We start from the raw sequence: 12,225 nt of genomic DNA on the forward strand, positions 1-12,225 counted from the left end.
ATTACAAATTAATACTTATCCAGAGAGGTGGAGGGAACGGCCCTAAGAAACCTCAGCAACCCCTATGCAATTTTATAGGAAGGTGCTAATTCCGCAGAGGACACGATGTGTTTTTTGAAAGATAAGAGGATTCTTGAACGTGAAAGAAAATGACCTCTTATGTAAGAGGTCATTTTTTTGTTGTATAGAAAGGGAGTGTCGATGCATAATTCATTTTTAAATTAAATATAGAGTAATAAAAGTTGACTAATATGAGAGGGGAATTGTCATGAATAAATTATCAACAAAGTTAGTAGTAGCAATCGGTATTGGAGCAGCATTATACGGGATATTAGGACTTTGGGGATTTTCTATTGCACCGAATACATTTATTAAACCAGCATTAGCTATATTAACTGTTTTTGGAGCATTATTTGGTCCAGTGGCAGGACTGTTAATCGGACTTATCGGTCATACCGTAACAGATACGATTGCTGGATGGGGTATTTGGTGGGGATGGGTTATTAGTTCAGGAATTATTGGTTTTTCAATGGGGCTTATTCAAAAAAGAGTTGGTTTTAGTGTGAAAAACGGGTCGTTTAACAAGGGGGATATTTCTTATTTAGCAATTACTGGGCTAGTTGGTATTGTCATTGCTATTATATTTGCTGGGGCATTCGATATTATTGTGATGGGAGAACCATTTGACAAAATTGTTATCCAAGTATTAGGAGCAACAATTTCCGATGTCATCGTTTTCTTAGTACTTGGATTGCCACTTACAATTGGTTTGGCGAAATCCAATAAGAAACATACACATTTAAAAATTGAAAAGTAGGGATGTTAACATGCAACCAATTATTTCGTTTGAACAATTCACCTTTCAATATGGGCATGCTGCGCAGCCTACTTTAAGTGATATTACCTTTCATATATACCCTGGGGAAAAAGTGCTAATTGCTGGACGAAGTGGTTCAGGAAAGTCGACATTAGCTCATTGTATAAATGGGCTAATCCCATTTTCTTACGAAGGGAATAGCACAGGTAACGTTTTAATTGCCGGTAAAGACCCAAGGGAAGGAAGTATTTTTGAACAAAGTAAACAGGTAGGAACAATTTTGCAAGATCAAGATGCTCAATTTATTGGTCTGACAGTAGAAGAAGATGTAGCTTTTTATTTAGAAAATGAATGTGTAAAGCAAGATAACATGAAAAAGATTGTTTCGGATTCATTAAGAAAGGTGAAGATGCATACGTTTCATAAACAAAGTCCACATGAATTATCAGGAGGTCAAAAGCAAACAGTTTCTCTTGCTGGTTTATTAACAACAAATGCGGATATATTATTGTTCGATGAACCATTAGCGAACTTAGATCCACTAAGCGCCATACATACGATAGAACTTATGAAAGATATACATGAGCAGTATAATAAAACGATTGTTATTATCGAACATAGGATAGAAGAAATTTTCAAACTGGATTTAGACAAAGTTATATTAATTGATGAAGGTAAAGTCATTGCGATGGGAACACCAAAAGAAATCTTAGCGTCAAATATATTACCACGTATTGGCTTAAGAGAGCCTATTTACATCGAAGCATTAAAGAGATTACATTTTGATAGTAATAATGACGTAATATATCCAATGGAAAACCTTCAAAAAGAAAAGGTAAGCAACGTTATAAAAGAGTGGATGGAGAAACAAGTCATATTAAAAAGGAATGCTAAAAACAAGGAATTACTTAAAGTGGAGAATTTATCATTTTCATACCCTAATAAACAAAAAGTATTAGAAAATGTAAACCTTTTAATATATGAAGGAGAAATTGTGGCACTGTTAGGACATAATGGAGCAGGGAAATCAACATTAGCTCATAGTCTTATAGGTATAAACAAAATGAAAAATGGGAAAATCTTGTTAAAAGGTGAAGATATTAGTTCTTGGTCTATTCGTAAACGTGGGGAAATCATATCTTACGTGATGCAAAATCCAAATCATATGATTACACAGCCTACTGTTTTTGAAGAAGTTTCATTTACATTAACATTACATAATTTTTCTAAGGAAGAAATTAAGAATAGAGTAGAAGGAACTTTAAAAATTTGTGGTTTATATCCATTTCGTAATTGGCCAATTCAAGCACTAAGCTATGGGCAAAAAAAGAGATTAACAATCGCATCTGTATTAACAACAAATCCTAAGCTTATCATATTAGATGAACCGACAGCGGGACAAGATTATTATCATTATAAACAATTTATGTCGTTTATTAAAAAACTAGCAAAAAAGGGTATTTCATTTGTTTTTATCACTCACGATATGAATCTCGCACTAGAATATGCAGATCGTGCAGTAGTTCTACATGAAGGGAAAATTATTGCGGATAATACAGTGTCTAATGTATTTGGTAATCAAGAAACGTTACAAAGAGCTAACTTAAGAGAGAGTTCTTTAACCAAGCTTGTTAAATTTAGTGGGATTGCATGTCCAGAAAAATTTATGGAGCTTTATTTAGACAGTAATAGGAGGGAGGAAGGTGCATAGTACATATTTTCATCGTATGGATGGGGTAGTGAAATTGTTTTTATTTATTTTTTGTATGACGCTTACTTTTTTGTTTTTTGATTTTCGGGTGTTGCTAATATTATTTATTATTGGGTGTATCGGACTCAGCATTGCTAAAATTCCATTTCGTAAAATTTTAATTGTTTTTAGTGTCATATTTACATTTAGTTTATTAAACTCTGTCATGATTTTATTTATTACACCAACTCATGGATCTGAATTAACTGAATCATATACCGTGTTTTTACATGTTGGATATGCAACGATTACATATGAAACATTATTTTATGCAGCTACACTTTCATTAAAGTATTTTACGTTATTACCATTTACACTTCTTTTTATTTACACGACAGATCCAAGCGAATTTGTAAGTAGCTTAAGTAAACTTGGTATTCATTATAAGATTACATATGCAATAAATATTGCACTACGTTATATTCCTGACATTCAGTCTGAGTATAAAATTATTAAACACGCGCAAGAAGCGAGAGGAGTGGCTTTTGAAAAAGGAGAAGCAAGTTTATGGGTTCGTATGAAGAACCGTGTTTTAATTTTCTGGCCACTAATCATTCATTCTCTAGAAAGAATAGATACGGTTTCAAATGCAATGGATTTAAGAGGATTTGGAAAGAAGGATAAACGTACATGGTTTTATACAAGTAAGGCGAAACGTGAAGATTTCATCGCTTTATTTGCCGGTATTTTTATATTTATTGTTGCAGTATATTTAAAATTAAACGTATTTCAAAACTTTTGGTATCCATTTTAAAGCACTCTTTAAACGAGTGCTTTTACTTATTTTTATGTAGACATGCTCAAAAAAGGGATATATACATAATGTATAATACGAACCAGTTAAAATGATCAACTACCTATTAGTTTTCAAACCAAAAGGAGGAGAAAATATGAGTTACGGTGGTTCTTGTGGTTTTGGTGGAGGTTTCGCTTTACTAGTTGTGTTATTCATTCTATTAATAATTGTAGGATGCAGCTGCTGGGGCGGAGGATACTAATTTTTAATTAGTCTTCACAAATGTAAACTAAAAAAACATTGAAGATACTTATGTATCGAAACAAATAAAAAAGGAGCATGGTCGCTCCTTTTTTATTTGTTTTAATGCGTATTCTTACTATATTTCGGGAACGTAATCATTAAAGTCGTTCCTTTACTAACGATACTTCGGATTTTTAAACTTCCATACATTGTCTCAATAATCTTAACAGCAACCATTGTACCTAAACCAGTTCCTTTTGTTTTTGTACTAAAATACGGTTCACCGAATCGATGTATTTGCTCCTGTGACATTCCAACTCCGCTATCTTCAATTCGTATTTCAACTTTACTATTATTGATAGATGAGGAAATATTTAAGGTACCACCATTAGGCATTGCTTCAATACTGTTTTTTATTAAGTTTAAAAAACATTGTTGAAAGTGCTGTTTATTACCAACAATGGTTGCCTCAGAAAAATCCTGTGTAATATGTATCGTATTCATATTACACAATGGCAATATCATATTAATAACTCGATTTAACTCTTGTTTTACTGAAATTTGATCTAATTTTTCTGGAGCAGGTTTGGCAAACGTTAAGTAATCATCGATAATTTCTTGGGCACGATTTAACTCTTCAAGTATATGTTTAATATATTCGTCTCTTGATTCGGGAGTTAAATTTGGTGTTTTTAAAAGCTGTGTAAATCCTTTTACAACTGTTAAGGGATTCCTTACTTCGTGCGATATACTTGCAGCGAGTTGGCTAACAATCTCCATTTTTTCCATTTTAATTAATTTAGAGCGCATTAATACAGCATCCTTTATAACTTCATTTATATAAACAATAAATAACATTAAAGTAGTCGGTAATGCCATGAAATAAATAATATACAAATTATTCACTTCAAAATCTGATAAAGTTAATACAATTAAAGTTGTAAATATTGCTAGGAAAAAGGTTAAAAACATGGAAAAAGCTACTTTAAGTTTTCTATTATATGTATTAAATTTTGAAGATGCGAGTGCTGTAACGATGAACATTATTCCGTAAACAACGACTGTTAGCATATTAAATCCATAAAATATAAATCTTGTAATTAATAAAGTTGTAAACAATATGATACCGACAGGGAATCCACCATAAAGCGTACCTATTATGACCGGAATTTGTCTTAAATCATGAATACAACTTTCATCCATATAGATAGGGTATCGCATACATAAAATAAGCGGAATACTAGAACAAAGGGTAATCAGTAGTATTTTATATTTCTTTAAATAGTGCCGGCTATCATATATGAAATAAAAAACAAATATACTACATAAAATGTATAGAAGATTATTTAACACGTTTTGATTAATATAAACAAAGTCCATAATATTTGCCTCGTTATTCTGAATTTACTTAACATATGTATTATACATGATAACATATGTTAAAGTGAATAAACCTTGTTAATACAAGATTTGTTTGGCTTTTTGATATAAAATGCAAACATTCTGCAAACGTTAGCTATCCAAAGATATTTTCACCAAAATTTTTTACGCCTTCTTCCTGCATGCTCGGTAAAACATGAGAATAAATCTTAAGAGTTAATGAAATGTCTGTATAACCTAATCTCTCACTGATAATTTTAGGATTAACTCCTTGTTTCAATAGTATAGTTGCGTGTGTATGTCTTAAATTATGAGTTTTAATTTTTTTCACTGCTGCATTTTTTATTTCCTTATAAACCTTTTCCCTGAAAGCATTTCTGTATAACCCCCCACCCGATTTATTACAATTAATTAAATCCTAATCTTGATAAGCAGAACCCATTCATAATAAGAAACGTTTGGATGAGATTCTAAATAAATATAAAAATACTAAAGGGGAGTAAGGTATGAAAAAACAGGTGTTGCAAGAAAAGTGGACGAGCTAGGTCGTGTAGTAATTCCAGTAAGGGTTTACATTGATTTAGAAGAAGCTAACTTTATTTGAGATGAAAGAGATGTAATTCGTTTTCGTGAAATGTGGAGTCAATGTATGAGCTTGCTAAATATGGAATAAGCGTTAAGGACGTATCAAACGAAGGTTGCGCTCCTCGTAATAGAATAGGCTGATAAGTATTTAATTGGAAATCGTCCGATAGATTAGGGATTTGTTAAATAGGAAGGAGACATCAAAATGAAAGCAATAGAAAACGGTGTGTTTGGAGTAACAAAATTAATCAATAAATCAAAAGGAGGACCAGCTGTAATGAATATCAATCAGATTAGTGAATTAGATCAATATCAAGAAGCCGCATTACGTACATGGAATACAAATAACGATTTTGGTGGACGTGTTTTAAATGCAGCATTAGGGCTTACGGGAAAAGCTGGAGCTGGTTAGGTAGCTGATGTTGTAAAAAAGCTATTTTTCATGGTCATAGATTTGATCGAGCTCAGTGTCCAGGAGAAGTAGGAAATACGCATAAAATCGCTTTAGAGCTAGGAGGGGACATCTTGTACTACATTTTAATCATGTCTCACGAAACGGGATATACCTTGGGGTATATTTCCAAAAAGAACATACCTAAATTAGCAACAAGATGCCCAGACGGATTTAGTTGAGAAGCTAGTCAAAATCTTGTAGATGTGAAGTGAAAATCGTAATAAAAAAGAGCCATGAGTGGAAAGGCTCATAACTCCTTGTATGAGGGTAATGATATTATAGTTAAATATTATCATGAAATCCCAAAAAATTCAATGTTAGTCAATTAATTGGTATGAAATTGGATTTTATTAAAAAGAAGGAATGAAGGAAGATGTAAAAGATTTTGAAAGAGCCATAAAAAAAGAATTCAGTAAAACTCTGAATTCTTCTACACATATTTTTATTTGTTAATCCATTTAGAAATAATAGGATAATGAAAGTCTTTTTCTTGTAGCACATATAAAATTCCTTTTATAGGTCCAAAAATTAACAAGAGAAACAGTATTAGATATAAAGGAGCTACCCCGAAAATAAACAAAGCGTTATTTGAAGCCAAGTCTAAATTAGACCAAAATAGCATTAAGATTCTTATTATAAAAAGATTCCAAATCACTGTAATTATCCAAATGAATAGTTGGTAAAAAACAGCTTCAAGGATATTTTTTCGAATGTTTTGTGATTTACATACAAAATAGAAAACCAAAGGTATATAAAAAATTGTGACACTAAAGAAAATAAGAATAAAAAAAGATAATGATGTAAGAAAATGCATAATTAATTTTATGTTCTTTTCTTGAGTTAGGATCATTAAGGTCCTCCTATATTTATGAGATTTGTTGTGCCTATTAAAATATGTACTGTTGGTAATTATAACATGAAAATGAATTGTAATAGAAAAATGCATTAAAAAGAACAAGTAATAAATTAAACAAAAGCTTTATTTTGTTATAGATAAATAGGTGACTCAGCTATTGTGCTAGCCGAGTCACCTATGACTATCGAACCAAATAATGTTCTTTTTCTCTATGTAGTTATGTGGAGTTCTTAGAGGCTAGCACAATAGACAGTTAAGGGACAAATAAAATCATTTTAGAGAGTTTTACATTTTATTATGTTAATGCTACAACAGCAAGAGTTAAGCCTAATGTATTTAATGGACTAGAATATGGGCCTACATTAACAGTAAGTGTACTTGGTAAACCTGGAGGTGTAGTGAAAATGGCGGGTGCTGATACAGAAGTAAATCCTGCAGTATATCCTAGAGAAGTACCTGAGCCAATGATTGGATTATTATTCAGATACATAGTGATACCTGCCGAATTACCTCCTGGTTGAATAATAACTTGCACTTCATAGATTACCAAATAGGTTCTTCCACCTTCAAGTAAAACAGTTGTTGGTGGTGTGAATAAGATTGCCGTTCCATTAGAATTTACCACTGTATCTAGTGGAATTGCAGAATTTACAGAAACTATTGTTGGGGTAGTTTGAACAACATTTAAACTGTTAGCCGTGGGAGATGGACAAGAACAAGGTTTGTGAATGTTAGAGTTGTTATCATTTTGATAATTCACAAATAATCAAGCTCCTTTACGTAAGTTAATTTTTTATCCTATATAAAATGTACCTTTTTTGTATCTAAGTTATTTTTAATTAGTTTTTAAAGATAAGTCGAATATTATTGGTCAGTCAACTCTTAAAAGTATTTGATACTCTGGGATTTAAAAGTGCATCTGATAAATATATATGAATGTTTTTTAAGGACATTACTGTAAGTTAGGAAACATAATAAGATAGTTATTTGGGCATAAAAAAGAGCACAATATATGTGCTCTTGGATAAGAAAGGTAGATTTCTATGAGTGGATGCCTCCATACAATAACATATGCTTGTCCAGTTAAAAGGTGAATAGATAAAAGAACCCGTTTGTTATAAACGGATTCTTTCCACAAGGTTTGCAAGAAATTCAAGGTAACTAGACCGGAGCACTTATTGAATTTCTTGTGATAATACTGTATGCAAATGAATTAATAAGGTTAAAGAAATTTAAACAAAATCCTCATTTAACAACAAATAAAAAAGAGCGCTAATCAAGAGCACTCTTTATACCTCATTATAACGAAAGTGACGAACTCATATAATACAGAAAGGTAGTATTAAAGTATGTAAAAGTATGAAATTGGTGAATGGGTTCAAACAAACTCTTTATTTAAATGAAGAAGCCCTAGAGTTAGGGCCCTAAGGCGTCTTGTGTTGGTATATCTCACACGATTTTATAAAAAGAATAGAATGTACTGAAGATAACACATGAATGTTTCATAAATGTATCAAAAAAGTGAACAAAATCGTTATTTTAATTAGTTCAGCCCCTTGAAGGGCGCTCCAAGGGGCTAAGATTCGAGAACTTGTAAACTCTTGTTTAATTACATGAAAACTCCCTAAGGAGAATCTATGATATTTTAACACTCAACTAACTATTTTGACAAATATATATTGATAAAAGAACCCCCGATTGTCGACGGGGCTTCTAAGGGTAAGTGCCAAGTAATGATGTACTCGACTAATTAACCATATCATGAATTTTCCCGGTAAAAATACTGGTAAATTTGCCTAATTTTATGGTCGTTAATTTGAACAAAAACACTATTTTAATAAGAGTTGGTTCTCACTCAAAAGCAAGGGTTGCATAGGGAGTTCCAAAATGTTCTTTTTAGATGTATTAATGGTTAGGAGAACATAAATCTGGGAATAAAACTTGATATTCTGGGATTAATCGAAGGTCAACAGTTGTACTTGCAAAGAATTTATATTTTGTTTCTAATTCAGCTAGTGTAACTAGGTGATGCGTACCTAAGCCCTTCTGTATACTATGTTTAGAAAGGGTTGGACCGATTTGTAATTTTCGATTTTTCATAGCTGTGTTCCATGGACTGTAAAAGAATTTTAAAACGAAAGCAGGGTACATGTAAACGATAAATGAATGATTTGACCAATGCCTTCCAGCTATATAGTTACCATGCGAATAATTGTGGATTAGTCTACCTCCGTAGTAAGGGGCAGGTGGAGTAGGATGGAGTATTCTCCCATGATAACGCTGTTTGACAAGGGGAATTCCGTATCTCGGATTGGAATAACCATGAGTAGGGTCATCTACCATCAGAATAGTCCTAATAGCATACATGTTTTTCCTTAAAGTGACAAGAGATGAGAAAAAGGCTTCCTTATCAAAACAGCAAAGAAATTCAGTGGTATTTAAAACCATTTTCCACCCCTTAATTTCTTTTTCTATTTCCATTATCTCTTTATCAACTAATATAGCATCAAACTCTAATACTTTTGACTCTCGGATTTCCCAATGAGGCGCAAATAGTTTACATATTTCTACTGAACGATCAGTAGATCCTCGATTAATAAGAATACCGTGATCAAATAGTTTTGTGTGGTGCATTAGCCACCATGGAAGTAGATACTCTTCATTGTAAAAATGGGAAATTAAAGTTGTCTTAATAAAAATCCCTCCTTATAAACATGGATAAAATAATTCTTGCTCTAGTATAATGCTTATCCTAGTAAATACATATGTCTTGAGTATATTTGAGCAAAATGTTTATTTACAAATAAAAAGAGTGCTTTGGGAGGAAGGTGCTTTATAACCAAGTCTTTTTTTTGAAAAAAGGTTCACATCATATTGTATGTATGTTTCTTAGATAGGTGTAGTTTTATACAAAAATCTTTATTTTATAACAAGAAAAAAAATACATGTTTATATGTGCTCTAAGATAATCTTTTTAATATCCGTACAGGTGTTTCATTAGTGCAAAAATATTAGTAAAGCTACGGTCAAAAAAGATGGATTTAAATGAAAACGTTATTTTGTACGCAATAAATGATAAAGTAGCTAGATTAATGAGCTAAATAAAAACATTATTTTAGAGAAAAGGGGAAGTTGAGCAATGGAGTTAAAGGAGTATGCCATTTATAAGGGAAATCTAAATGGCTAATATGTACTAAAACCATACAGGAGTGCGCTCAACATTTGAGCGTACTTCCTAAGACAATCCTCTTTTATAAAATAACGGATAATAGAAAGAAAGTGACCAGTAGAAAGCAAGCTCATAATTATTTAACTGTTATGCTGTTAGGCGAGGTTTAATATGAAAATTTTATTTGCATCTAATTTGTTTCCCAGCTCATAAGATATTAATGGGCAAAAAACGAAATAAAGGATGAAAGGGGGAAATAACAGTAAATGAGTTTACAAGAGCTGCTAATATCAAGAACAAATACAGCGGTGGTCATGAAATCAGGAAATGATTCAACAGCATTTATTGGAGGAAACCCTTTTAAAACAATTAATGGTGCGATTACAGCGATTAATACTACAGGAGCTACAGGGATTACAATTTTTGTGTTTCCTGGAATTTATGACGAAAAGGTAGTTATCCCTAATGGAAATTCATTACGAGGAATTAGTCTATGGACAGTAATAATTCGTCAACAGAATGCAACATCAAATACTACTGTACTCACAATGGGAGAAAATACAAGAGTAGAAGATATTACGGTATTAGGAACCTCTTCTATCCATGTGGATTTAACAGGGATTGCTTTTCCTGGAACAACATCACAAACTTCTAGATTAAGAACAGCAGTTATAACTGTGGATAATTCTACAGCATCAACAAGTGGAACTTCAAATGTTTATGGAATTCATTCTTTTGGAACAGGAATTCCAGATGAAAGTATAAGTACTGTAAGAGCAACAACGATAACAGTAAAATCAGCTGGTTTAGGGAATAAAAGAGCCATATTGGTTAATACAAATTCACATAATTTTCATTGCCGTGATGTTAATTTAACCACTACTAGTTCAGTTGGAGCAGGATCTTATATTGGGGCAGAAGTAAATCGAATAGGAGCACAATTAAGTTTGCGTTTAGCGTCAATTCAAGGAACTACAGCGGATATATCACAATCAGCTGGAACATTGATTTTAAGTTCAGCGAATCTTATAAATTCTAACGCTAATAATTTGGGCTTTTCTACAGTTTTACAGCCTACTACAATTATTTGGGCAGACCCGTCAGGTCTACCAACTGGAGGGACTCGTTTTTATAGACCAGGAACAGCAGCTGTTTCAAATACAGAAGTATTTATCCGATTAAGTCAAAAATCTGTTATAAAATCACTATCGGTACGTGCTCGAGTTGGCCCTGGAGGGACAAATATTGATACTTGGACTATTCGAAAAAATGGTGTGGATACACCTCTTGTAGTTTCATTAACTGGTGCCCAGACTTCTAATATAACTAATAATATTTCAACAACATTCCAAGCAGGGGATAGTATCTCGTTAAAAGTAACAGTTTCTACGCTAAGCACGATAGCAGATACTGTAATACAAGTTGATATTTTCTGAAAGTTAACAAATGAATTGTTGTGTTAATGCAAGGGTAAGTTAAGTGAAGCGTTTAAGAGGAATTCTATAAGTTGATAATCTTTGTATCACAATGTAAAAGAAATTTATTTAAACATGAAAAATTAATAAAAATTTCATTTTGTAGAGAAATGGGGTGATTAAGGATGGGCATTGAATACGGAATGTTTGTATTAAAAAAGAGTAGACTTTAACCTACATATAAAAGTACTGGAATTTTTCTAAAGGAAGGAATATCTGAAATATAAATATAATTGAGGAGAGTGAAATAATAATGGAAACTAGTACTTTTTTAGGGCTGTTCTGGGGATGGATGACGGTTATCGTATCGGGAATACTTTTCGTCCGTCCATCGGTGCTACGTGACTTGAAAAAATTAGTGGTTGAAGACAGAGGGTTTGGTATTATGTATGGTTTTCTATCGATTTTCCTAGGATTAGGTACTGTAATTCTACATAATGTATGGGTATTCAACTGGAAGGGATTCCTAACGGTTATTGCATGGTTTGCATTATTAAAGGGAATTTACATAATTGCATATCCTGAACCCTCCCAAAAAACAGACTTTGAAGTAAGGATACTATCTACACGTATAGTACTCGCTATCATTGGTGCTTTGGCTTTATGGATGCTTATAGTAATCTATATAAAATAATCTTTTTTTAATAAATAAAAGAGCTTGATGTGAGAGAAAAGGCCTTTTCAAAAATTGCATATGAGGAAAATCAATGTCAATAGTTTAGTACCAATAAATGAGAATTAATTTCAGGTATTAAGTATT

10 protein-coding genes, 3 pseudogenes and 1 riboswitch are annotated in these 12,225 nt (G+C 32.2%); of the genes and pseudogenes, 8 read left to right on the plus strand and 5 right to left on the minus strand.

Annotated elements, in window-relative coordinates; all coding sequences use genetic code 11:
* Positions 1–12 precede the first annotated feature (12 nt).
* Positions 13–128, plus strand: a riboswitch (SAM riboswitch).
* A 140-nt stretch (positions 129–268) separates the two neighbouring features.
* From ACTFO4_RS14530 to ACTFO4_RS14545, 4 genes are all read left to right on the plus strand, one after another.
* Positions 269–817, plus strand: a complete 549-nt coding sequence (locus tag ACTFO4_RS14530; RefSeq protein ID WP_001038210.1) for an ECF-type riboflavin transporter substrate-binding protein — start codon at positions 269–271, stop codon at positions 815–817.
* Between the two features lie 10 nt (positions 818–827).
* Entirely contained in the window at positions 828–2,528 is a 1,701-nt protein-coding gene (locus ACTFO4_RS14535; protein ID WP_078421651.1) for an ABC transporter ATP-binding protein, read from the plus strand.
* Positions 2,521–3,321 (plus strand): energy-coupling factor transporter transmembrane component T family protein, encoded by an 801-nt coding sequence (locus ACTFO4_RS14540; protein ID WP_078421650.1) that lies wholly within the window; start codon positions 2,521–2,523, stop codon positions 3,319–3,321. Before ACTFO4_RS14535 ends, ACTFO4_RS14540 begins: the two co-directional genes overlap by 8 nt.
* Before the next feature lie 136 nt (positions 3,322–3,457).
* Positions 3,458–3,565 carry a YjcZ family sporulation protein gene (locus ACTFO4_RS14545; RefSeq protein ID WP_000120182.1) on the plus strand — a complete coding sequence of 36 codons (108 nt, stop codon included), beginning with the start codon at positions 3,458–3,460 and terminating at the stop codon, positions 3,563–3,565.
* Positions 3,566–3,666: 101 nt separating this feature from the next.
* Here ACTFO4_RS14545 and ACTFO4_RS14550 read toward each other — a convergent pair whose 3' ends face one another.
* Positions 3,667–4,926: a LytS/YhcK type 5TM receptor domain-containing protein gene (locus ACTFO4_RS14550; RefSeq protein ID WP_440013814.1), complete on the minus strand. Its 1,260-nt coding sequence runs from the start codon at positions 4,924–4,926 to the stop codon at positions 3,667–3,669.
* 136 nt (positions 4,927–5,062) lie between these two features.
* A pseudogene (locus ACTFO4_RS14555) lies at positions 5,063–5,344 on the minus strand (tyrosine-type recombinase/integrase); the annotation flags it as partial.
* Positions 5,345–5,458: 114 nt separating this feature from the next.
* Here ACTFO4_RS14555 and ACTFO4_RS14560 point away from each other — a divergent pair.
* Both ACTFO4_RS14560 and ACTFO4_RS14565 read left to right on the plus strand, forming a co-directional pair.
* Positions 5,459–5,647: pseudogene (locus tag ACTFO4_RS14560) on the plus strand (hypothetical protein).
* Positions 5,648–5,716: 69 nt separating this feature from the next.
* Positions 5,717–6,144: pseudogene (locus ACTFO4_RS14565) on the plus strand (nucleoside triphosphate pyrophosphohydrolase family protein).
* 263 nt (positions 6,145–6,407) lie between these two features.
* On the opposite strand, the gene ACTFO4_RS14570 reads toward ACTFO4_RS14565, so the two are convergent.
* The 3 genes from ACTFO4_RS14570 to ACTFO4_RS14580 form a co-directional block, all read right to left on the minus strand.
* Positions 6,408–6,815 carry a DUF4870 domain-containing protein gene (locus ACTFO4_RS14570; protein WP_061457278.1) on the minus strand — a complete coding sequence of 136 codons (408 nt, stop codon included), beginning with the start codon at positions 6,813–6,815 and terminating at the stop codon, positions 6,408–6,410.
* A 301-nt stretch (positions 6,816–7,116) separates the two neighbouring features.
* Complete coding sequence (locus tag ACTFO4_RS14575) at positions 7,117–7,581, minus strand: hypothetical protein (RefSeq protein ID WP_017673491.1); 465 nt, start codon at positions 7,579–7,581, stop codon at positions 7,117–7,119.
* A 1,145-nt stretch (positions 7,582–8,726) separates the two neighbouring features.
* Positions 8,727–9,455, minus strand: a complete 729-nt coding sequence (locus tag ACTFO4_RS14580) for a glycosyltransferase family 2 protein (protein WP_440013816.1) — start codon at positions 9,453–9,455, stop codon at positions 8,727–8,729.
* Positions 9,456–10,256: 801 nt separating this feature from the next.
* Here ACTFO4_RS14580 and ACTFO4_RS14585 point away from each other — a divergent pair.
* Positions 10,257–11,426 (plus strand): hypothetical protein, encoded by a 1,170-nt coding sequence (locus tag ACTFO4_RS14585; protein WP_017673346.1) that lies wholly within the window; start codon positions 10,257–10,259, stop codon positions 11,424–11,426.
* 292 nt (positions 11,427–11,718) lie between these two features.
* Entirely contained in the window at positions 11,719–12,099 is a 381-nt protein-coding gene (locus ACTFO4_RS14590) for a hypothetical protein (RefSeq protein WP_017673345.1), read from the plus strand.
* The last annotated feature ends 126 nt before the right edge of the window (positions 12,100–12,225 follow it).

The organism is Bacillus cereus group sp. MYBKT14-1, assembly GCF_051915185.1.
Lineage (GTDB): Bacteria > Bacillota > Bacilli > Bacillales > Bacillaceae_G > Bacillus_A > Bacillus_A cereus.